At 70.7% G+C, this 22,446-nt stretch carries 20 protein-coding genes; 17 read left to right on the top strand and 3 right to left on the bottom strand.

Translation table 11 applies throughout. The features are described 5' to 3' along the window. Positions 1-152 precede the first annotated feature (152 nt). Positions 153-2,378, bottom strand: a complete 2,226-nt coding sequence (locus OG285_RS30365; protein WP_371792763.1) for an elongation factor G-like protein EF-G2 — start codon at positions 2,376-2,378, stop codon at positions 153-155. Between the two features lie 298 nt (positions 2,379-2,676). Between OG285_RS30365 and pgsA the strand changes: the two genes are divergently transcribed. The 15 genes from pgsA to OG285_RS30440 all read left to right on the top strand — a co-directional run bounded on the left by pgsA (position 2,677) and on the right by OG285_RS30440 (position 17,928). Continuing rightward, positions 2,677-3,351, top strand: a complete 675-nt coding sequence (pgsA, locus tag OG285_RS30370) for a phosphatidylinositol phosphate synthase (RefSeq protein ID WP_356829374.1) — start codon at positions 2,677-2,679, stop codon at positions 3,349-3,351. Continuing rightward, positions 3,348-4,250: a phosphatidylinositol mannoside acyltransferase gene (locus tag OG285_RS30375; RefSeq protein WP_371792764.1), complete on the top strand. Its 903-nt coding sequence runs from the start codon at positions 3,348-3,350 to the stop codon at positions 4,248-4,250. The genes pgsA and OG285_RS30375 overlap by 4 nt, the downstream gene beginning before the upstream one ends. Further along, entirely contained in the window at positions 4,247-5,407 is a 1,161-nt protein-coding gene (locus OG285_RS30380) for a glycosyltransferase family 4 protein (RefSeq protein WP_356829370.1), read from the top strand. Before OG285_RS30375 ends, OG285_RS30380 begins: the two co-directional genes overlap by 4 nt. Before the next feature lie 127 nt (positions 5,408-5,534). Further along, positions 5,535-6,083: a hypothetical protein gene (locus tag OG285_RS30385; protein WP_164265394.1), complete on the top strand. Its 549-nt coding sequence runs from the start codon at positions 5,535-5,537 to the stop codon at positions 6,081-6,083. Between the two features lie 202 nt (positions 6,084-6,285). Beyond that, positions 6,286-7,134: a pyridoxal 5'-phosphate synthase lyase subunit PdxS gene (pdxS, locus tag OG285_RS30390; RefSeq protein WP_203599890.1), complete on the top strand. Its 849-nt coding sequence runs from the start codon at positions 6,286-6,288 to the stop codon at positions 7,132-7,134. After that, a complete protein-coding gene (gene pdxT / locus OG285_RS30395) occupies positions 7,134-7,724 on the top strand; it encodes a pyridoxal 5'-phosphate synthase glutaminase subunit PdxT (RefSeq protein ID WP_371792765.1) in 591 nt (196 codons plus the stop codon). The genes pdxS and pdxT overlap by 1 nt, the downstream gene beginning before the upstream one ends. 62 nt (positions 7,725-7,786) lie before the next feature. Then, positions 7,787-8,539, top strand: coding sequence for a YebC/PmpR family DNA-binding transcriptional regulator (locus OG285_RS30400; RefSeq protein ID WP_356829366.1), 753 nt, complete (start codon positions 7,787-7,789; stop codon positions 8,537-8,539). Between the two features lie 191 nt (positions 8,540-8,730). Continuing rightward, positions 8,731-9,264 (top strand): crossover junction endodeoxyribonuclease RuvC, encoded by a 534-nt coding sequence (ruvC, locus tag OG285_RS30405; RefSeq protein ID WP_371792766.1) that lies wholly within the window; start codon positions 8,731-8,733, stop codon positions 9,262-9,264. After that, positions 9,261-9,881 carry a Holliday junction branch migration protein RuvA gene (gene ruvA / locus OG285_RS30410; RefSeq protein ID WP_371792767.1) on the top strand — a complete coding sequence of 207 codons (621 nt, stop codon included), beginning with the start codon at positions 9,261-9,263 and terminating at the stop codon, positions 9,879-9,881. The genes ruvC and ruvA overlap by 4 nt, the downstream gene beginning before the upstream one ends. 14 nt (positions 9,882-9,895) lie before the next feature. Continuing rightward, positions 9,896-10,987, top strand: a complete 1,092-nt coding sequence (gene ruvB, locus OG285_RS30415) for a Holliday junction branch migration DNA helicase RuvB (protein ID WP_371792768.1) — start codon at positions 9,896-9,898, stop codon at positions 10,985-10,987. A 166-nt stretch (positions 10,988-11,153) separates the two neighbouring features. Continuing rightward, positions 11,154-11,639, top strand: coding sequence for a preprotein translocase subunit YajC (gene yajC, locus OG285_RS30420; RefSeq protein WP_356829357.1), 486 nt, complete (start codon positions 11,154-11,156; stop codon positions 11,637-11,639). A 149-nt stretch (positions 11,640-11,788) separates the two neighbouring features. Then, entirely contained in the window at positions 11,789-13,534 is a 1,746-nt protein-coding gene (secD, locus tag OG285_RS30425) for a protein translocase subunit SecD (RefSeq protein ID WP_356829355.1), read from the top strand. 1 nt (position 13,535) lies between these two features. Further along, on the top strand, positions 13,536-14,654 hold the full coding sequence (secF, locus tag OG285_RS30430) for a protein translocase subunit SecF (protein WP_356829353.1): 1,119 nt from the start codon (positions 13,536-13,538) through the stop codon (positions 14,652-14,654). Beyond that, positions 14,651-15,199, top strand: a complete 549-nt coding sequence (locus OG285_RS30435; RefSeq protein WP_356829351.1) for an adenine phosphoribosyltransferase — start codon at positions 14,651-14,653, stop codon at positions 15,197-15,199. The genes secF and OG285_RS30435 overlap by 4 nt, the downstream gene beginning before the upstream one ends. 185 nt (positions 15,200-15,384) lie before the next feature. After that, positions 15,385-17,928, top strand: coding sequence for a RelA/SpoT family protein (locus tag OG285_RS30440; protein WP_356829349.1), 2,544 nt, complete (start codon positions 15,385-15,387; stop codon positions 17,926-17,928). 78 nt (positions 17,929-18,006) lie between these two features. Here the strand turns inward: OG285_RS30440 and OG285_RS30445 are convergent, their stop codons facing one another. Together OG285_RS30445 and OG285_RS30450 are read right to left on the bottom strand one after the other, a co-directional pair. Further along, the gene (locus tag OG285_RS30445) at positions 18,007-19,236 is read right to left on the bottom strand and encodes a DUF349 domain-containing protein (protein WP_356829347.1); all 1,230 of its coding nucleotides are present in this window, start codon (positions 19,234-19,236) and stop codon (positions 18,007-18,009) included. A gap of 185 nt (positions 19,237-19,421) precedes the next feature. Next, positions 19,422-20,204, bottom strand: a complete 783-nt coding sequence (locus OG285_RS30450; protein WP_371793654.1) for a peptidylprolyl isomerase — start codon at positions 20,202-20,204, stop codon at positions 19,422-19,424. 157 nt (positions 20,205-20,361) lie between these two features. Between OG285_RS30450 and OG285_RS30455 the strand changes: the two genes are divergently transcribed. Then, entirely contained in the window at positions 20,362-21,048 is a 687-nt protein-coding gene (locus OG285_RS30455) for an MBL fold metallo-hydrolase (RefSeq protein ID WP_371792769.1), read from the top strand. A gap of 10 nt (positions 21,049-21,058) precedes the next feature. Next, the gene (gene hisS / locus OG285_RS30460) at positions 21,059-22,321 is read left to right on the top strand and encodes a histidine--tRNA ligase (RefSeq protein WP_356829343.1); all 1,263 of its coding nucleotides are present in this window, start codon (positions 21,059-21,061) and stop codon (positions 22,319-22,321) included. Positions 22,322-22,446 lie beyond the last annotated feature (125 nt).

The raw sequence follows: 22,446 nt of genomic DNA on the forward strand, positions 1-22,446 counted from the left end.
CCGGACCGGGCCGCCCTGCGCCTTCCGTCCGGACCGTGACCTCAGCGTATCCGTGGTGCTCCCCGCGCGTCACGGGACGGCGGAAGGCTGTCCGGCGCAGGGCGGTGCGCGGCCGGATACCGCTCAGGCGCGCGGGCCGGTGGCCACGGCCGTCACGAACCGCTCCGCGCCTGTTCGCGCACCCGGTCGGCCACCTGCGGGGGCATCGGCTCGTGGCGTACGTACGAGCGCGTGAACCGACCGGTGCCGTGCGAGAGCGAGCGCAGGTCGACGGCGTACCGGCCGATCTCGATCTCCGGCACCTCGGCGCGGACCAGGGTGCGGCCCGGCACCGTCTGCTCGGTGCCCACCACCCGTCCGCGCCGCCCGGAGAGATCGCTCATCACCGGGCCCACGAACTCGTCCGGCACCAGGACCCGGACCGAGATCACGGGCTCCAGCAGATGGATCGGGACCCGGCCCGCCGCCTCCCGCAGGGCCAGCGCCCCCGCCGTCTGGAACGCCGCGTCCGAGGAGTCCACGGAGTGGGCCTTTCCGTCCCGCAGGGTGATACGCACGTCGACGAGCGGGTGTCCGGCCGCTACGCCCCGGGCCGCCTGTGCGCGGACCCCCTTCTCGACGGACGGAATGAACTGCCGGGGCACCGAACCGCCCACGACCCGGTCGACGAACTCGATCCCCGAGCCGGAGGGCAGCGGATCCACCTCGATCGCGCAGATCGCGAACTGGCCGTGGCCGCCCGACTGTTTGACGTGCCTGCCGCGCCCCTCGGCGGGCCCGCCGAACGTCTCGCGCAGCGAGACCCGGTACGGCTCGGCGTCCACCCGGACCCCGTAGCGGCCCTGCAACCGCTCCAGCGCGACGTCCCGCTGCGCCTCGCCGAGACACCAGAGCACCAGCTGACGGGTGTCCGGGTTCTGCTCAAGACGCATGGTCGGGTCCTCGGTGACCAGCCGGGTGAGTCCCTGCGAGAGCTTGTCCTCGTCCGCCTTGCCATGGGCGGCGACAGCGAGTGGAAGGAGCGGCTCCGGCAGGGTCCACGCCTCCATCACCAGCGGGTCGTCCTTGCCGGACAGCGTGTCACCGGTCTCCGCCCGGCTCAGTCCGGCGACGCAGGCGATGTCCCCCGCGACGCACTCGTGCAGCGGGCTCTGCCGTCGGCCGAAGGGTGCCGAGAGCGCGCCGGTCCGCTCGTCGGTGTCGCGGCCGGCGCCGCCGTCCCGGTCGGCGCGGCCGTGGCCCGCCTGGCTGTGGCCGGACACATGCACCGTCTCGTCGGGCCGCAGGGTCCCGGAGAAGACCCGCACCAGGGAGACCCGGCCCACATACGGATCGGACGCCGTCTTGATCACCTCGGCGACGAGCGGCCCGCCCGGATCGCAGCTCGCCGCGGCGTGCGGGGCGCCATCCGGGGTGGTGACCGCCGGAGCCTCGCGCTCCGGCGGCGCGGGGAAACCCCGGGTGATCAGTTCGAGCAGTTCGACCGTGCCGAGCCCCTGCCGCCCGCCGGACACCGCGGGCGCTGCGGCGAGCACCGGGTGGAAGACACCGCGGGCGACCGCCCGCTCCAGATCCGTGATGACCGTCCCGGTGTCGATCTCCTCGCCGCCGAGATAGCGGTCCATGAGGGTCTCGTCCTCGCTCTCCGCGATGATCCCCTCGATCAGCCGGTTGCGGGCCTCCTCCATCGGCGGCAGCTCGGCCTCGCCCGGCGCGCTCTCCGTGCGCTCCCCGGCCGTGTAGCCGAACAGCCGCCGGGTGAGCAGCCCCGCGAGACCCGTCACCGGGGCGTGCCCGTCCGGCCCTGGCGCTCCGTACAGCGGGAGGTACAGGGGGAGCACCGCGTCGGGGTCGTCGCCGCCGAAGATCCGGCCGCACAACCGGGTCAGCTCGGCGTATCCGGTGCGGGCCGTGTCCAGATGCGTGACCACGATGGCCCGCGGCATCCCGACGGCCGCGCACTCCTCCCAGACCGCACGCGTCGCGCCGTCGACGCTGTCCGCTTCCTGGGCGGCCGACACGACGAACAGGGCCGCGTCCGCCGCGCGCAGACCGGCCCGCAGTTCGCCGACGAAATCGGCATAGCCGGGTGTGTCGATCAGATTGATCTTGATGCCGTCCCACTCGACGGGGACGACCGAGAGCTGTACCGACCGCTGCCTGCGGTGTTCGATCTCGTCGTAGTCGGAGACGGTCTGGCCGTCCTCCACCCGGCCGGCCCGGCTGACCGCTCCCGCGGTCAGTGCCAGGGCCTCGACCAGGGTGGTCTTGCCGGATCCGCTGTGGCCGACCAGGACCACGTTCCGTACGGAGGCGGGCCGGACGGCCGTCGCCACTCTGCCGGCGGCTCCGGGATGTGTGCTCGCCTTGTCGCCCATGAGTGTGCCTCCCGTGTGATGAGGGACGTTGCACGGTGAGAAACGTTGCAGCTGCTGCAGGTGAGGAACGGGGGGCGGGCACAGGGCCAGGAGCGAGGCGGCACCGGTGACGCCCGCGGTCATTCGAGCTTTCCACTCGGGCCGCGGCGCGTCCATACGTGCGGCCGCGACGTCTGCCGGCCGCCGTCCTGGCACGCGCCCGGACAGGGCCCGGCGGTGGAGGTCCGCCGTCCTGGCTACGATGGGCCCGCCGGGTGGCCAATGGGGCCGCGCGGCCCACCGACCCCCCGGGAAGGCCATGCTGAACAAGTACGCGCGTGCATTCTTTACGCGTGTCCTCACGCCGTTCGCCTCATTCCTGCTCCGGATCGGGGTCAGCCCCGACGCGGTGACGCTGATCGGTACGGCCGGGGTGATGGCGGGTGCGCTGGTCTTCTTCCCCAGGGGAGAGTTCTTCTGGGGCACGATCGTCATCACGCTCTTCGTCTTCTCCGACCTCGTCGACGGCAACATGGCGCGCCAGGCCGGGATTTCGAGCCGCTGGGGGGCCTTCCTCGACTCGACCCTCGACCGGGTCGCGGACGGGGCGATCTTCTCCGGCTTCGCCCTCTGGTACGCGGGCACCGGCGACAACAACCTGATGTGCGCGGTGGCCCTCTTCTGCCTCGCGAGCGGCCAGGTGGTCTCGTACACCAAGGCCCGGGGCGAGTCGATCGGACTTCCGGTCGCCGTGAACGGGCTGATCGAACGGGCCGAACGGCTGGTCATCTCGCTCGTCGCCGCCGGTTTGGCCGGGCTGCACAAGTTCGGCGTGCCCGGGATCCAGATCCTGCTGCCGATCGCGCTGTGGATCGTGGCGGTGGGCAGCCTGATCACCCTGGTGCAGCGGGTCGTCACCGTACGCAGGGAGTCCGCGGAGGCCGACGCCGCGGCGGCTGCCGAAGCCACCGCGCACGGCGGCGAGGCGGTATGAGGGAGCGGCTGACGGACGCCCTGTACGGGCTCGGCTGGGGGGCGGTCAAGAAGCTGCCCGAACCGGTCGCCACACGGCTCGGCCGGCGCATCGCGGACACGGTCTGGAAGCGGCGCGGCAAGAGCGTGCTGCGGCTGGAATCCAACCTGGCCCGGGTCGTGCCGGACGCCGGTCCCGCCCGGCTCGCCGAGCTGTCCCGGGCCGGCATGCGCTCGTACATGCGGTACTGGATGGAGTCCTTCCGGCTGCCGGCGTGGAGCGCCGACCGGGTCCGCGACGGCTTCGACGTCGACGACGTCCACCATCTGACGGACGGTCTTGCCGCCGGTAAGGGCGTCATACTCGCGCTGCCGCACATGGGCAACTACGACCTCGCGGGCGCCTGGGTCACCACCAGGCTGGGCGTGCCGTTCACCACGGTCGCCGAGCGGCTCAAGCCCGAGACGCTCTACGACCGGTTCGTGGCCTACCGCGAGGGCCTGGGCATGGAGGTCCTGCCGCACACCGGCGGTTCCGCCTTCGGCACGCTGGCCAGGCGGCTGCGGGACGGGGGCCTGGTCTGTCTGGTCGCCGACCGTGACCTCTCCGCATCGGGTGTCGAGGTCCAGTTCTTCGGCGAGGCGACCCGGATGCCCGCAGGCCCCGCGCTGCTCGCCCAGCAGACCGGAGCGCTGCTGCTGCCGGTCACCCTCTGGTACGACGGTTCGCCGGTCATGCGCGGCCGTGTCCATCCGCCCGTGGACGTACCCGCTTCGGGTACGCGCCCCGAGAAGACCTCGGTGATGGCACAGGCCCTCGCCGACGCCTTCGCCACCGGAATCGCCGAGCACCCGGAGGACTGGCACATGCTCCAGCGCCTCTGGCTCGCCGACCTGGAGTGCCGTCAGGAGCCTTCGTGAAGATCGGCATCGTCTGCCCGTACTCCTGGGACGTCCCGGGCGGGGTCCAGTTCCACATCAGGGACCTCGCCGAACACCTCAACGGCCTGGGCCACCAGGTCTCGGTGCTGGCCCCGTCCGACGACGAGACCCCGCTGCCGCCGTACGTGGTCTCCGCGGGCCGGGCCGTCCCCGTCCCGTACAACGGATCGGTCGCCCGGCTCAACTTCGGCTTCCTGTCCGCGGCCCGGGTCCGGCGCTGGCTGCACGACGGCACCTTCGACGTGATCCACATCCATGAGCCCACCTCGCCGTCGCTGGGGCTGCTCACCTGCTGGGCCGCGCAGGGGCCGATCGTGGCGACCTTCCACACCTCCAACCCGCGCTCCCGGGCGATGATCGCCGCGTACCCGATCCTGCAGCCCGCGCTGGAGAAGATCTCGGCCCGGATCGCGGTGAGTGAGTACGCGCGCAGGACCCTGGTCGAGCACCTGGGCGGCGACGCGGTCGTCATCCCCAACGGCGTCGACGTCGGATTCTTCGAGCGCGCCGAGCCCCGGCCCGAGTGGCAGGGAGGGACCATCGGCTTCATCGGGCGGATCGACGAGCCGCGCAAGGGGCTGCCCGTGCTGATGCGGGCGCTGCCGAAGATCCTCGCCGAGTGCCCGGACGCCCGGCTGCTGGTCGCCGGGCGCGGCGACGAGAAGGAAGCGGTCGCCTCGCTGCCGAAGGAGATGCGGCAGCGGGTCGAGTTCCTCGGCATGGTCAGCGACGAGGACAAGGCACGGCTGCTGCGCAGCGTCGATGTCTACGTCGCGCCGAACACCGGCGGGGAGAGCTTCGGGATCATTCTCGTCGAGGCGATGTCGGCCGGTGCGCCGGTGCTGGCGAGCGACCTCGACGCGTTCGCCCAGGTCCTGGACCAGGGGGCGGCGGGTGAACTCTTCGCCAACGAGGACGCGGACGCGCTGGCCGCGTCGGCCGTGCGGCTGCTGGGCGACAGCGATCGCAGGGAGGGGCTGCGCCGGCGGGGCAGCGCTCATGTGCGCCGCTTCGACTGGTCCACGGTCGGTGCGGACATCCTGTCGGTCTACGAGACGGTGACCGACGGCGCCGCGTCGGTCGACACCGACGAACGGGTCAGCCTGCGGGCCCGGTTCGGCCTGGCCAGGGACTGACAGGGCACCGCAGGCCGTCGTTTGACGGGCCATCAGGTCTCTGGGTGGCCCCGGGCCGCGGTCCAACGGCCCGCCGCGTCCGCGGTGGCGGGCGTCCGGCCGCGGCGGACCGGTAGCCTTTCGGCCCGTGACCGTATCCCTGATCATCTGGATCGTCCTCGCCTTCGTCGCGGTCGGCCTGTACCTGAGCTGGACCGCCGGGCGGCTCGACCGGCTGCACGCACGGATCGACGCCGCCCGCGCCGCCCTCGACGCCCAGCTGCTGCGGCGCGCTTCGGTCGCCCAGGAACTGGCCACGTCCGGCGTCCTCGACCCCGCCGCCTCGATCGTCCTCTACGAGGCGGCGCACGCGGCCCGGCAGTCCGAGGAGGAGCACCGAGAGGTGGCCGAGAGCGAGCTCAGTCAGGCGCTGCGGGCCGTCTTCGGTGAGACGGCGCAGGTCGGGGCCGTGCGGTCGGCGCCCGGCGGGGAGGAGGCGGCCGACGAGCTGGCCGCGGCCGTACGGCGGGTGCCGATGGCCAGGCGCTTCCACAACGACGCGGTACGGGCCGCCCGCGCCCTGCGCACCCACCGCAAGGTCCGCTGGTTCCGGCTCGCGGGCCATGCGCCGTTCCCCCTGGCGTTCGAGATGGACGACGAGCCGCCGGTGGCCCTGGCCGACCGGCCGGGCACGTAGGGCCTCCCGTTCGGACCGGGCTGCGGCGAGAACGATCCACCGGCTGTTCATTGGCCCTTGCAGTGGACTGGTTCACAGGAGTTATCTCGGTGGAGCAACAACTCTCTTCCCCCGAGCGAGGTAGCCCGTGTCCAGCAGTACGCACCCCACCACATCCTCCGCCGAGACCCCGGCGACCGGCACCGCGCGCGTCAAGCGCGGTATGGCCGAGCAGCTCAAGGGCGGCGTGATCATGGATGTGGTCGACGCCGAGCAGGCGAAGATAGCCGAGGACGCCGGCGCCGTCGCCGTCATGGCCCTGGAGCGGGTCCCCGCCGACATCCGCAAGGACGGCGGAGTGGCCCGGATGTCCGACCCGAACATGATCGAGGAGATCATCTCGGCGGTCTCCATCCCGGTCATGGCCAAGTCGCGTATCGGCCACTTCGTCGAGGCCCAGGTGCTGCAGTCGCTCGGCGTCGACTACATCGACGAGTCCGAGGTGCTGACCCCGGCCGACGAGGTCAACCACAGCGACAAGTTCGCCTTCACGACGCCGTTCGTCTGCGGCGCCACCAACCTGGGCGAGGCCCTGCGCCGGATCGCCGAGGGTGCGGCCATGATCCGCTCCAAGGGGGAGGCCGGCACCGGCAACGTCGTCGAGGCCGTCCGCCACCTGCGCCAGATCAAGAACGAGATCGCCCGGCTGCGCGGCTACGACAACAACGAGCTGTACGCGGCGGCCAAGGACCTGCGCGCCCCGTACGAGCTGGTCAAGGAGGTCGCCGGGCTCGGCAGGCTGCCCGTCGTCCTCTTCTCGGCAGGCGGCGTCGCCACCCCCGCCGACGCGGCGCTGATGCGCCAGCTCGGTGCCGAGGGCGTCTTCGTCGGCTCCGGCATCTTCAAGTCCGGCGACCCGGCCAAGCGTGCCGCCGCCATCGTCAGGGCCACCACCTTCTTCGACGACCCGAAGGTCATCGCGGACGCCTCCCGGAACCTGGGCGAGGCCATGGTCGGCATCAACTGCGACACCCTCCCCGAGAACGAGCGTTACGCGAACCGGGGCTGGTGATGGGTACTCCCGTCATCGGCGTCCTCGCTCTTCAGGGCGACGTACGGGAGCATCTGACCGCGCTGGCCGCCGCGGGCGCGGCGGCCAGGCCGGTCCGGCGCCCCGAGGAGCTGGACGAGCTCGACGGCCTGGTCCTCCCGGGCGGCGAGTCCACCACCATGTCCAAGCTGGCCACCCTGTTCGGCATGCTGGAACCGCTGCGCGAGCGCATCGGATCCGGCCTTCCGGTGTACGGGACGTGCGCCGGGATGATCATGCTCGCCGACAAGATCCTGGACCCCCGGTCGGGCCAGGAGACCTTCGGCGGCATCGACATGATCGTCCGGCGCAACGCCTTCGGGCGTCAGAACGAGTCCTTCGAGGCGGCCGTCGAGATCCCCGAGATCGACGGCGGCCCCGTCGAGGGCGTCTTCATCCGGGCCCCCTGGGTCGAGTCGGTGGGTGCCAGGGTCCAGGTCCTCGCGGAGCACGGCGGCCACATCGTCGCGGTGCGCCAGGGCCGCGTCCTGGCCACGTCGTTCCACCCGGAGCTGACGGGGGACCACCGCGTGCACCGGTACTTCGCGGACATGGTGCGCGACGCCCAGTGACCGGCGCCCGGTAGGATCTCTGGCGTTCGTCCAGGAAATGGTTACGCGAAGGAGACAGGCAGATGTCCGGCCACTCTAAATGGGCTACGACGAAGCACAAGAAGGCCGTGGTTGACGCCAAGCGCGGCAAGCTCTTCGCGAAGATGATCAAGAACATCGAGGTCGCGGCCCGCACGGGCGGCGCCGACGTGTCCGGCAACCCGACCCTCTTCGACGCCATCCAGAAGGCCAAGAAGAGCTCGGTGCCGAACAAGAACATCGACTCCGCGGTCAAGCGCGGTGCCGGTCTCGAAGCCGGTGGCGCCGACTACGAGACGATCATGTACGAGGGCTACGGACCGAACGGTGTCGCGGTGCTCATCGAGTGCCTCACCGACAACCGCAACCGCGCCGCCTCCGACGTGCGCGTCGCGATGACCCGCAACGGCGGCAACATGGCCGACCCGGGCTCCGTGTCGTACCTGTTCAACCGCAAGGGCGTCGTGGTCGTGCCCAAGGCCGGGCTCACCGAGGACGATGTCCTGGGCGCGGTGCTCGACGCCGGCGCCGAGGAGGTCAACGACCTGGGCGAGGCCTTCGAGGTGCTCTCCGAGGCCACCGACATGGTCGCGGTCCGCACCGCGCTCCAGGAGGCGGGCATCGACTACGACTCGGCCGAGGCCAACTTCATGCCGACCATGCAGGTCGAGCTGGACGAAGAGGGCGCACGCAAGATCTTCAAGCTGATCGACGCGCTGGAGGACAGCGACGACGTGCAGAACGTCTTCGCCAACTTCGACGTCTCGGACGAGGTCATGGAGAAGATCGACGCCTGACGGGCGCTCAGCACCACGGGTACGTACGGACGGGCCGGCGGGGACACACCCCGCCGGCCCGTCCGTGTTCTCCGTGTTGTCGGTGCCACCCGATAGCCTGCGACAACGCAGGAACACACGGTCGAACGGCACTGCCCGTTCTGCCGGACAGCAGGCATGAGGGCCGGACAGCAGCATGAGGGAGGGGCACCGTGCGGGTACTCGGCGTGGACCCGGGGCTGACGCGCTGCGGCGTCGGTGTCGTCGAGGGCGTGGCCGGACGCCGGCTGACCATGCTCGGCGTGGGAGTCGTCCGGACGCCCGCCGACGCGGAGCTGGGGCTGCGGCTGGTCGCCATCGAGCGCGGCATCGAGGCGTGGCTGGACGAGCACCGGCCCGAAGTCGTCGCCGTGGAGCGGGTGTTCAGCCAGCACAACGTCAGCACGGTGATGGGTACCGCGCAGGCCAGCGCGGTCGCCATGCTCTGCGCGTCCCGCCGGGGTATCCCGGTCGCCCTGCACACCCCCAGTGAGGTCAAGGCCGCCGTCTCCGGCAGCGGCCGGGCGGACAAGGCCCAGGTCGGGGCGATGGTGACCCGGCTGCTGCGGCTGGACGCACCGCCCCGGCCGGCCGACGCCGCCGACGCGCTGGCACTCGCCATCTGCCACATCTGGCGGGCCCCCGCGCAGAACAGACTCCAGCAGGCCGTCGCCGCCCACCGCACGCTGAAAGGCCGTACCGCATGATCGCCTTCGTCTCCGGACCGGTGGCCGCCCTGGCCCCGACCACCGCCGTCATCGAGGTCGGCGGGATCGGCATGTCGGTCCAGTGCGCCCCGAACACACTGTCCGCCCTGCGCATCGGCCAGGAGGCGAAGCTCGCCACCTCCCTCGTGGTGCGGGAGGACTCCCTCACGCTCTACGGCTTCGCCGACGACGACGAACGCCAGACCTTCGAGCTCCTCCAGACCGCGAGCGGTGTCGGCCCCCGGCTCGCGCAGGCCATGCTCGCCGTGCACTCGCCCGACGCCCTGCGGCTCGCTGTCTCCACCGGGGACGAGAAATCGCTGACCGCTGTTCCCGGTATCGGCAAGAAGGGCGCCCAGAAACTCCTTCTGGAGCTCAAGGACCGGCTCGGAGCCCCGCTCGGCACCGGCGGCGCACACCTCGCCGCGCAGCGCACCGCATCCGGACCCGCGCCGTGGAGCGAGCAGCTGCACTCCGCGCTCGTCGGCCTCGGCTACGCGCCGCGTGACGCGGAGGAGGCCGTCGCCGCCGTCACCCCGCAGGCCGAGGCCGCCGCCGAGCCCAACGTCGGCGCGCTCCTCAAGGCCGCCCTGCAGACCCTCAACCGCGCCCGCTGATCGAGAGACCCGCCATGCTGCCTCCTCAGAACGAGTGGGACGACACCGCCCCCGAGACCGAAGAGCGCCTGGTGGGAGCCGACGCCGACGGTGAGGACCAGGCGGTCGAAGCCGCGCTGCGCCCCAAGGACCTGGACGAGTTCGTCGGCCAGGAGAAGGTCAGGTTCCAGCTCGACCTGGTCCTGCGCGCGGCCAGGCAGCGCGGCGCCACCGCCGACCACGTGCTGCTCTCCGGCGCCCCGGGCCTGGGCAAGACCACTCTTTCCATGATCATCGCGGCCGAGATGGGCGCTCCCATCCGCATCACGTCCGGCCCCGCGATCCAGCACGCCGGTGATCTGGCCGCCATCCTCTCGTCCCTCCAGGAGGGCGAGGTGCTCTTCCTCGACGAGATCCACCGGATGTCCAGGCCCGCCGAGGAAATGCTCTACATGGCCATGGAGGACTTCCGTGTCGACGTCATCGTCGGCAAGGGGCCCGGCGCCACCGCCATCCCGCTGGAGCTGCCGCCCTTCACCCTGGTCGGCGCCACCACCAGGGCAGGTCTGCTGCCGCCGCCGCTGCGCGACCGCTTCGGCTTCACGGGACACATGGAGTTCTACGAACCGGCCGAGCTGGAGCGCGTCATCCACCGCTCGGCCCGGCTGCTGGACGTCGAGATCGGTGAGGACGGCGCCGGGGAGATCGCCGGACGCTCCCGCGGCACCCCCCGGATCGCCAACCGGCTGCTGCGCCGGGTCCGCGACTACGCCCAGGTCGAGGCCGACGGAGTGATCACCAGGGAAATCGCCCGTACGGCGCTCGCGGTGTACGAGGTTGACGCCCGCGGACTCGACCGGCTGGACCGTGCGGTGCTCCAGGCCCTGCTCAAGCTCTTCGGGGGCGGACCCGTGGGCCTCTCCACCCTCGCCGTAGCCGTGGGCGAGGAGCGCGAGACGGTCGAGGAGGTCGCCGAGCCGTTCCTGGTCCGCGAGGGTCTGCTGGCCCGCACCCCGCGTGGCCGGGTGGCCACTCCGGCCGCCTGGGCGCACCTGGGACTCGTACCCCCGCAGGGGGGCGCGGGAGGCGCTGCGGGAAAGGGACAAGCGGGTCTGTTCGGGGCGTGAGAAGGCGCGGGGGTGCCCGCAGCGGAACCCCGGTGCCATGCTGGGCGTTGTTCCATTGATGCGGACTCGCTTAGACTCCGCCGATGCCGCCCTTCCAGGACGGCATGCCCCGCCCCCGAAGATCAGGCCGCGATCCAGCGCGGTCGTGCGAAGGAAGTTCCCTCCCGTGAGTCTCGTGACCCTCCTCCCCTTCATCGTGCTCATCGGGGCCATGTTCCTGATGACCCGGTCCGCCAAGCGGAAGCAGCAGGCGGCCGCATCGATGCGCAATGAGATGCAGCCCGGCACCGGCGTCCGGACGATCGGGGGCATGTACGCCACCGTCAAGGAGATCAACGAAGACTCGGTCCTCCTGGAGATCGCGCCCGGCGTCCACGCCGTCTACGGCAAGAACGCGATCGGCGCGGTCCTGGACGACGCGGAGTACAACCGCATCGTCCACGGCGACACCGCCATCGTTCCCGACGACGCCTCCTCGCTGACCGAGCTCGACGAACCCAAGGTCGACCTGGGCAAGCACGAGACCCCGGACGCCGACGCCGCCTCCGGCGACGCCGAGGACGCCGACCAGGCCGCGGCCACCGCCGAGGACAAGGCCGACAAGAGCGACAAGGCCGAGAAGAAGAACGACGGCGAGGGCGAAGCGAAGTAGCCACATCCGGGGACCGTCGGTGCTGCCCCGGCAGCACCGACGGTCCCCGAGACCGTGCACTGCTACAGCGGAGCAGGTCCCCCACATCACTTCGTGGCCGCTCACAGCGCATACCCGGCGCGGGCGGTAGGACAGGGAGAATCGACAAGGTGGCAGCACCGAACAAGGGCCGAAGGCAGACGGGAGCCCAGGGCAAGCCCGGGCGGTCCCTGGCCCTGATCCTGATCGCCATGGTTGCGCTCGTCGGCGGGATGTTCTGGGCGAAGCAGGTCACGCCGCGTCTCGGCATCGACCTCGCGGGCGGTACGAGCATCACGCTCCAGGCCAAGCCCCAGCCGGGCAAGCCCAACGCGATCAACCAGAAGAACATGGACACCGCGGTCAGTATCATCGAGCGCCGTGTCAACGGGCTCGGAGTGTCCGAGGCCGAGGTTCAGACCCAGGGCAAGGACCAGATTCTCGTCAACATCCCCAAGGGGACGAACGAGAAGCAGGCCAGGCAGCAGGTCGGGACCACCGCTCAGCTGTACTTCCGCCCTGTGGTGACGGTCGCGGCCGGGAAGCCCACGCCTGCCGGCAAGCCCTCCGCCACGCCCTCCCCGAGCGCCTCGTCGAAGGCCAAGGACAAGTCGTCGTCCTCGGGGTCGCCGAAGGGCACTGCCTCCCCCCCCTCGTCCCCCCAGGGTCGTGCGGTCACCGACGCGCTGAAGGCCGGCCCCACGCCCGGCCCGTCGACCCCTCCCCAGTCCAGCCCCACCCCGACGCCCGCCCAGAGCGCGGCCGCCGCCAAGCTGGAGAAGAAGTTCGCCGCGCTCGACTGCTCCACCAAGGCCGGCCGTGCCAAGGCCGGCGGCGACAACGTCAAGCCCACTGACCCGACTGTGGCGTGCAGCCAGTCCGGTGACGCGAAGTACATCCTCGACGCCGCCGCCGTGGACGGCACCGACGTCTCCGGCGCCAAGGCCGTCATCGACCAGCAGCAGGGCCAGTGGATCGTCCAGATGGACTTCACGGGCAAGGGCTCGAAGAAGTTCCAGGCGATCACCAGCAAGCTCTCGAAGCAGCAGTCCCCGCAGAATCAGTTCGCCATCGCGCTGGACGGCGCCGTCGTCTCGGCCCCCAGCGTGAGCCAGACGCTCAGCGGCAGCGCCCAGATCTCCGGCAGCTTCACCCAGCAGTCGGCCGAGGACCTCGGCAACGTGCTGTCCTACGGCGCGCTCCCGCTCTCCTTCAAGGAGGAGACCGTCACCACGGTGACCGCGGCGCTCGGCGGCGAGCAGCTCCAGGCGGGCATCATCGCCGGCGCCATCGGCCTCGTGCTGGTCATCATCTACCTGGTGGCCTACTACCGCGGCCTGTCGTTCATCGCGATCCTCAGCCTCCTGGTCTCCGCGATCCTCACGTACACACTGATGTCGCTGCTCGGCAAGGGCATCGGCTTCGCACTCAACCTGCCCGCGGTGTGTGGTGCGATCGTTGCGATCGGTATCACCGCGGACTCGTTCATCGTCTACTTCGAACGCATCCGTGACGAGATCCGCGAGGGCCGCACGCTGCGGCCCGCCGTCGAGCGTGCCTGGCCGCGCGCCCGGCGCACCATCCTGGTCTCGGACTTCGTCTCGTTCCTCGCCGCGGCCGTCCTGTACATCGTGACGGTCGGCAAGGTGCAGGGCTTCGCGTTCACGCTGGGCCTGACCACGCTGCTCGACGTCGTCGTGGTCTTCCTCTTCACCAAGCCGGTGATGACGCTGCTGGCCCGCAAGAAGTTCTTCTACAGCGGCCACCCGTGGTCCGGCCTCGACCCGAAGCGGCTCGGCGCCAAACCCCCGCTCCGCCGCTCGCGCGGTGGCGCCACCGCCGCCTCCTCCGTCCCCACCGACCCGAAGGAGGCGTGAGATGTCGCGACTCGGCAGCATGGGCGCCCGGCTGTACCGCGGCGAGGTCGGCTACGACTTCGTGGCCAAGCGCAAGATCTGGTACGGCATCTCGATCCTGATCACCATCACGGCCATCGTCGGCCTGGCGGTGCGCGGTCTGAACCTGGGCATCGAGTTCCAGGGCGGAGCGGTCTTCACCACCACCCAGAGCAGCACCGTCTCCGTGACGCGCGCCCAGGAAGTGGCGCAGCAGCTCTCCGGGCACGACGCGTCGGTCCAGAAGCTCGGCAACGGCGGGATGCGGATCCAGGTCTCGGGGATCGACACCGACACGGCCGACAAGATCCACGGCTCGCTCGCCAAGGACCTCAACCTCCCGATCGACAAGATCGCCGCCGACGTGGTCGGTCCCAGCTGGGGAGAGACGATCGCCAACAAGGCCTGGGAGGGCCTGGCGATCTTCATGATCCTGGTGGTGGTCTATCTGGGCATCGCCTTCGAGTGGCGGATGGCCCTCGCCGCCCTGGTGGCCCTGATCCACGACCTCACGATCACGGTCGGGATCTACGCGCTCGTCGGCTTCGAGGTCACCGAGGGCACCGTGATCGGTCTGCTGACGATCCTCGGTTACTCCCTCTACGACACCGTCGTCGTCTTCGACGGTCTCAAGGAGTCCTCGAAGGACCTCAAGAAGCAGACCCGCTTCACCTACAGCGAGATCGCCAACCGCAGCCTCAACGGCACCCTGGTGCGTTCCATCAACACCACGGTCGTGGCGCTGCTCCCGGTGGCGGGCCTGCTCTTCATCGGCGGCGGTTTCCTCGGCGCCGGGATGCTGAACGACATCTCGCTCGCGCTGTTCGTCGGCCTCGCGGCCGGTGCGTACTCCTCGATCTTCATCGCCACGCCGCTCGTCGCCGACCTCAAGGAACGCGACCCCGCGATGAAGGCTCTCAAGAAGCGGGTGCTCGCCAAGCGGGCTGCCGCCGCCGCGAAGGGGGAGTCGGCCGACCAGGCCGACGACACCCTCCAGCAGGACGACGCCGCCGGCGCCCCGGCCCCGGCCGGTGCCGTGGCCGGCAGCCGCCGTGCGCCCGCCCCGAGGGGCCGCGGGCGTACCCCGGGGAAGCGCCGATGACCAGCACGCGGAGCACCCAGGACCTGCTGCTCAGCAGGATCAGGGACGTGCCGGACTATCCGCAGCCGGGCGTGGTGTTCAAGGACATCACACCGCTCCTCGCGGACCCGGAGGCCTTCACGGCACTGACCGACGCCCTCGCGGAGCTCTGCGTGAAGCACGGCGCCACGAAGATCGTCGGTTTGGAGGCCCGCGGCTTCATCCTGGCCGCACCGGTCGCGGTCCGCGCCGGAATCGGCTTCATCCCGGTCCGCAAGGCCGGGAAGCTGCCGGGTGCGACGCTCTCCCAGACGTACGATCTGGAGTACGGCCGCGCCGAGATCGAGGTGCACGCCGAGGACCTCTGCGCCGACGACCGCGTCATGGTCATCGACGACGTGCTCGCCACCGGCGGCACCGCCGAGGCCTCGCTGGACCTCATCCGGCGGGCCGGTGCCCAGGTCATCGGTGTGGCCGTGCTGATGGAGCTGAGCTTCCTGGACGGGCGTGCCCGGCTGGAGCCCGCGCTGCGCGGCGCCCCGCTGGACGCCCTGATCACGGTCTGACCCGTACGCCGTACCGCTGAGGCGGGCCCCCGGGAGACCGGGCGGCCCGCCTCTCGCGTACGGTGCCGGCACCGGCCCGGGGCGAGCGGATCGCCGGGGATCGTTACCATGGGCTTCCGGACCTGACACGGGGACCCGGACCCTCCCCCCAGGCTCTGTCCGGGGGGACCCCCAGAGGAGTGCCCTTGCCAGACGAGGACCGGCCCGCAGCCGCCGCACAGCCCGACAAGCAGGACCAGAAGGCCGCGGCGGCCCCAGCGACGCCCGAGAAGCCGCCCGCCGGGCAGCCGAAGCCCTCGGCTCCCGTGGTGCGCCCCGGCGGCGCGGCGCCGCTCTCGACGCCCAAGCCCGCCGCGCAGGCGCCCGAACCGGCCGCGCAGGGTGCCACCGCGCGCCCGGCCCCGCAGAGTCCCGCAGCGCGCTCGGGCGGTTCGTCGAACCGTGTCAGGGCCAGGCTCGCCCGGCTGGGCGTGCAGCGCTCCTCGCCGTACAACCCGGTGCTCGAACCGCTGCTGCGGGCCGTGCGCGGCAACGACCCGAAGATCGAGTCCGCGACGCTGCGGCAGATCGAGCGCGCCTACCAGGTGGCGGAGCGCTGGCACCGCGGGCAGAAGCGCAAGAGCGGCGACCCGTACATCACGCACCCGCTCGCGGTCACGACGATCCTCGCCGAGCTGGGCATGGACCCGGCCACCCTGATGGCCGGGCTGCTGCACGACACCGTCGAGGACACCGAGTACGGCCTGGACACCCTGCGCCGTGACTTCGGCGACCAGGTCGCCCTCCTCGTCGACGGCGTCACCAAGCTCGACAAGGTCAAGTTCGGCGAGGCCGCGCAGGCCGAGACCGTACGCAAGATGGTCGTCGCGATGGCCAAGGACCCGCGCGTCCTGGTCATCAAGCTCGCCGACCGGCTGCACAACATGCGCACCATGCGGTATCTCAAGCGGGAGAAGCAGGAGAAGAAGGCCCGCGAGACCCTGGAGATCTACGCCCCGCTCGCCCACCGCCTGGGCATGAACACCATCAAGTGGGAGCTGGAGGACCTCGCCTTCGCGATCCTCTACCCCAAGATGTACGACGAGATCGTGCGACTGGTCGCCGAGCGGGCGCCCAAGCGCGACGAGTACCTCGCCATAGTGACCGACGAGGTCCAGTCCGATCTGCGCGCCGCCCGGATCAAGGCCACCGTCACCGGGCGCCCCAAGCACTACTACAGCGTCTACCAGAAGATGATCGTGCGCGGCCGCGACTTCGCGGAGATCTACGACCTGGTGGGCATCCGCATCCTTGTCGACACCGTCCGCGACTGCTACGCGGCGCTCGGCACCGTCCACGCCCGGTGGAACCCGGTCCCGGGGCGGTTCAAGGACTACATCGCGATGCCCAAGTTCAACATGTACCAGTCGCTGCACACCACGGTGATCGGCCCCAGCGGCAAGCCCGTCGAGCTCCAGATCCGTACGTTCGACATGCACCGCCGGGCCGAGTACGGCATCGCGGCGCACTGGAAGTACAAGCAGGAGGCCGTCGCGGGCGCCTCCAAGGTGCGCACGGACGCGCCGAAGAGCACCGGCAAGGGCTCCCGCCAGGACACCGTCAACGACATGGCCTGGCTGCGGCAGCTGCTCGACTGGCAGAAGGAGACGGAGGACCCCAGTGAGTTCCTGGAGTCGCTGCGCTTCGACCTGTCGCGCAACGAGGTCTTCGTGTTCACCCCGAAGGGCGACGTCATCGCGCTGCCCGCGGGTGCCACCCCGGTCGACTTCGCGTACGCCGTCCACACGGAGGTCGGCCACCGGACGATAGGAGCACGGGTCAACGGGCGGCTCGTTCCGCTCGAATCCACCCTCGACAACGGTGACCTGGTCGAGGTCTTCACCTCCAAGGCCGCGGGAGCGGGACCCTCCAGGGACTGGCTGGGCTTCGTCAAGTCGCCCCGGGCACGCAACAAGATCCGCGCCTGGTTCTCCAAGGAGCGCCGCGACGAGGCGATCGAGCAGGGCAAGGACGCCATCGCGCGGGCCATGCGCAAGCAGAACCTGCCGATCCAGCGCATTCTCACCGGGGACTCGCTCGTCACGCTGGCGCACGAGATGCGCTACCCGGACATCTCCTCGCTGTACGCGGCGATCGGCGAGGGCCACGTGGCCGCGCAGGGCGTCGTGCAGAAGCTGGTGCAGGCGCTCGGCGGCGAGGAAGCGGCCAACGAGGACATCGCGGAGAGCACACCGCCGTCGCACGGCCGCAGCAAGCGGCGCGCCAACGCGGACCCCGGTGTGGTCGTCAAGGGCGTGGACGACGTCTGGGTGAAGCTCGCCCGGTGCTGCACACCCGTGCCCGGCGACCCCATCATCGGGTTCGTCACCCGGGGGAGCGGGGTCTCCGTGCACCGCGCGGACTGCGTCAACGTGGACTCGCTGTCCCAGCAGCCCGAACGGATCCTCGAAGTCGAGTGGGCGCCCACCCAGTCCTCGGTCTTCCTGGTCGCCATCCAGGTCGAGGCCCTGGACCGCTCCCGGCTGCTCTCGGACGTCACCCGGGTCCTCTCCGACCAGCACGTCAACATCCTGTCGGCGGCGGTCCAGACCTCCCGCGACCGGGTGGCCACCTCACGCTTCACCTTCGAGATGGGCGACCCGAAGCACCTCGGACACGTCCTGAAGGCGGTACGGGGAGTGGAGGGCGTCTACGACGTCTACCGGGTGACATCGGCCCGCAGACCCTGACACGGGGATCCGGACATGGGTGAGGGCCCTCCGCCCGGCGGAGGGCCCTCACCCATGTCAGGGTCCGGCTGGTGTGTCTCAGCCGCCGAACTCCTCCAGGCCCTTCAACGCCTGGTCCAGCAGCGCCTGCCGGCCCTCCAGCTCACGGGCGAGCTTGTCGGCCCTGGCGTTGTTGCCCGCCGCGCGCGCGGTGTCGATCTGCTTGCGCAGCTTGTCGACCGCGTCCTGCAACTGCCCCGTCAGACCCGCGGCACGCGCACGCGCCTCCGGGTTGGTGCGCCGCCACTCGGTCTCCTCGGCCTCCTGGAGGGCCCGCTCCACGGTGTGCATCCGGCCCTCGACCTTCGGCCGGGCGTCACGCGGTACGTGGCCGATCGCCTCCCAGCGCTCGTTCAGCGCCCGGAACGCGGACCTGGCCGACTTGAGATCCCTGACCGGGAGCAGCTTCTCGGCCTCGACCGCGAGCTCCTCCTTCAGCTTGAGGTTCTCGGACTGCTCGGCGTCCCGCTCGGCGAAGACCTCGCCGCGGGCGGCGAAGAAGACGTCCTGGGCGCCGCGGAAGCGGTTCCACAGATCGTCCTCGGACTCGCGCTGGGCGCGGCCCGCGGCCTTCCACTCCGTCATCAGATCGCGGTAACGGGCCGCCGTCGCACCCCAGTCGGTCGACCCGGAGAGCGACTCCGCCTCGGCGACCAGCTTCTCCTTGGCCTTGCGGGCGTCCTCGCGCTGGGCGTCCAGCGACGCGAAGTGCGCCTTGCGCCGCTTCGAGAACGCCGACCTGGCGTGCGAAAAGCGGTGCCACAGCTCGTCGTCGGACTTTCGGTCGAGCCGGGGAAGGCCCTTCCAGGTGTCCACCAGCGCCCGCAGCCGCTCACCCGCGGACCGCCACTGGTCGCTCTGCGCGAGCTCCTCGGCCTCCACGACCAGGGCTTCCTTGGCGTGCTTCGCCTCGTCGGTCTGCCTGGCCTTCTGGACCTTGCGCTCCTCGCGGCGCGCCTCGACCGTCGAGACCAGCCCGTCCAGGCGCACCCGCAGTGCGTCGAGGTCCCCGACGGCGTGGTGCTCATCGACCTGCCCCCGCAGATGGTCGATGGCGATCTGGGCGTCCTTGGCCGACAGATCGGTGGTCTTCACCCGGCGTTCGAGGAGGCCGATCTCGACGACCAGGCCCTCGTACTTGCGCTCGAAGTAGGCCAGGGCCTCCTCGGGAGAGCCTGCCTGCCAAGAACCGACGACCTTCTCGCCGTCGGCCGTACGCACGTAAACGGTGCCGGTCTCGTCGACACGGCCCCACGGGTCGCTGCTCACAGCGCCTCCATCCACATGATGCCTGCGGGGACTTGTGGGCCCCCGGACATCGTCCACAGTTTCTTCGGCCGGGCTGCTTGCGCCCCGCACACCGCCAACATAGGCGAACGGCGGGGCGGCTGTCCGCATCCGGCCCATCCGAATATCCCCATATCCCCGACCGGACCGGGCCGAGGGGCCCCGGTTCAGTCCTTGGTGACGGTGGCCTTCGAGATGGTGACGGCCTTCTTGGGCGCCCCGTCCTGGCTCCCGCCGGTCACCCCGGCCTTGGCCACCGCCTTCACCGTCTTCAGTCCCGCCGCGTCCATGGTCCCGAACGGGGTGTAGGTCGGGGGCAGTTTGCTGTCCTTGTAGACGAGGAAGAACTGGCTGCCCCCGGTGTGCGGCTGGCCGGTGTTGGCCATCGCCACCGTGCCTGCCGGGTAGGTCACCGTACCGTCGCTGCCGGCCTTGCCGAGCGCGGTCAGGTTCTCGTCCGGGATGGTGTAGCCGGGCCCGCCCAAGCCGTTGCCCTTGGGGTCGCCGCACTGGAGGACGTAAATGCCCTTGGTGGTGAGGCGGTGGCACTTGGTCTTGTCGAAGAAACCCTTGTCCGCGAGCGACTTGAAGGAGTTCACGGTGTGCGGGGTCTTCGCGGCGTCCATGACGAGGGAGACCGGGCCCTGGCTCGTCGTGAGTGCGAAGGTGTACTTCGCCTTCTTGTCGATCTTCATCGCGGGCTCGGGGGGACCGCTGCTGCTCGCCGACGGCGACGGATCCGCGGCCTTGGCGGGGGAGGCCTTGCCGTCGTCGCCCTTGAACGCTCCGGCTCCCCAGGCGATACCGCCCGCCACGACCACCACGGCGACCGCGGACGCGATGACCGCGTTGCGGCGGCGTGCGGTGCGCCGGGCGGTGATGCGGCGCTCCTGCTGCCGCTCGAACTTTTCCCTGGCGAGCTGTCGCCGCCGCTGATCGCTGTTGACCACCGGGTGTTCTCCCTCGTCCGTATGCATGCGTGATTCGCGCGTGTCGTATACCTGTCCGGGCTAGGCCGTACCGTATATGGGTTCGCTGTGGGATGAGCGGCGCCGGTAGGCTCTGATCTGCTGCATTCTCCCGCTGGACCGACATTTAAGGACGATCGTGCTCATTGCCGGGTTCCCCGCCGGGGCCTGGGGGACCAACTGTTATCTGGTCGCCCCCGCCGCCGGTGAGGAGTGCGTGATCATCGACCCGGGCCACCAGGCCACTCAGGGAGTCGAGGACGCGCTCAGGAAGCATCGGCTCAAGCCCGTGGCGGTCGTTCTCACCCATGGCCACATCGACCATGTGGCATCGGTCGTCCCGGTGTGCGGAGCGCACGACGTGCCGGCGTGGATCCACCCTGCCGACCGCTTCATGATGAGCGACCCGGAGAAGGGCATCGGCCGCTCCATCGGTATGCCGCTGATGGGCGAACTGACCGTCGGTGAACCGGACGACGTCAAGGAACTGGCCGACGGCAGCGAGCTGACCCTCGCCGGTCTGGAGTTCGCCGTCTCGCACGCGCCGGGCCATACCAAGGGGTCGGTGACGTTCAGGATGCCCGAGGCCGCGGACATTCCGCAGATCCTCTTCTCGGGCGACCTGCTCTTCGCCGGCTCCATCGGCCGCACCGACATGCCCGGTGGCGACCACGCCGAGATCCTTGAGTCGCTGGCCCGCGTGTGCCTGCCGCTCGACGACTCGACCGTGGTGCTGCCCGGTCACAACGAGCAGACGACCATCGGCCGCGAGCGCGCCACCAACCCGTATCTGCGGGACCTGGCCGCTCCCCGACGAGGAATGTGACGACTTTTCCGTGAGTACTTTCCAGGCCCCCAAGGGCACGTACGACCTTCTGCCGCCCTCGTCCGCGAAGTTCCTCGCGGTGCGCGCGGCCCTCGCGGCCCCGCTGCGGAACTCCGGCTACGAGTACATCGAGACGCCCGGCTTCGAGAACGTCGAGCTCTTCTCGCGCGGGGTCGGCGAATCCACCGACATCGTCTCCAAGGAGATGTACGTCTTCGAGACACGTGGCGGCGACAAGCTCGCCCTGCGCCCCGAGGGCACCGCCTCCGTACTGCGCGCCGCACTGGAGGCCAACCTCCACAAGGCCGGGAACCTGCCGGTCAAGCTCTGGTACTCCGGCTCGTACTACCGCTACGAGCGCCCGCAGAAGGGCCGCTACCGCCACTTCTCGCAGGTGGGCGCCGAAGCGATCGGCACCGAGGATCCCGCTCTGGACGCCGAGATGATCATCCTCGCCGACCAGGCCTACCGCTCGCTCGGCCTCCGGCAGTTCCGCATCCTGCTCAACTCACTCGGGGACCGGGAGTGCCGTCCGGTGTACCGCGACGCGCTCCAGGGCTTCCTGCGCGGGCTCGACCTGGACGAGGAGACCCGTCGGCGGGCCGAGATCAACCCGCTGCGGGTGCTCGACGACAAGCGGGCCGACGTGCAGAAGCAGCTGGCCGGTGCGCCGATGCTGCGGGACTACCTGTGCGAGGCGTGCAAGGCGTACCACGAGGAGGTCCGCACCCTGCTGACCGCCGCGGGTGTCGCGTACGAGGACGATGTGAAGCTGGTCCGCGGCCTCGACTACTACACCCGTACCACCTTCGAGTTCGTCCACGACGGACTCGGCTCGCAGTCCGCGGTGGGCGGCGGCGGCCGCTACGACGGGCTCTCCGAGATGATCGGCGGTCCCGCGCTGCCGTCGGTGGGCTGGGCCCTCGGCGTGGACCGCACGGTGCTGGCGCTGGAGGCCGAGGGCGTCGACCTCGAACTGCCCGCCACGACCAGTGTGTTCGCGGTGCCGCTCGGCGAGGAGGCCCGGCGGGTGCTCTTCGGCGTCGTCACCGAGCTGCGCAGGGCGGGCGTCGCCACGGACTTCGCGTTCGGCGGTCGCGGTCTCAAGGGCGCGATGAAGAGCGCCAACCGCAGCGGGGCCCGCTTCACCGTGGTCGCGGGTGAGCGGGATCTCGCCGAGGGCGTCGTCCAGCTCAAGGACATGGAGTCCGGCGAGCAGAGCGCGGTGCCGCTCGACGGACTCGTCGACGAGGTCCGTGCACGGCTCGGCTGAAACTGCCGCCCTGCTGAATCGGCACCTGTGGCCCGGACGGAGAATCTCCGTCCGGGCCACAGGTGCGAGACCGGTGCGACATCCTCCTCCTTCGGGACAAGAAGGACGGAGAACGTCAACCCGGC

Origin of the sequence: Streptomyces sp. NBC_01471, from assembly GCF_041438865.1 — a bacterium.
GTDB lineage: Bacteria > Actinomycetota > Actinomycetes > Streptomycetales > Streptomycetaceae > Streptomyces.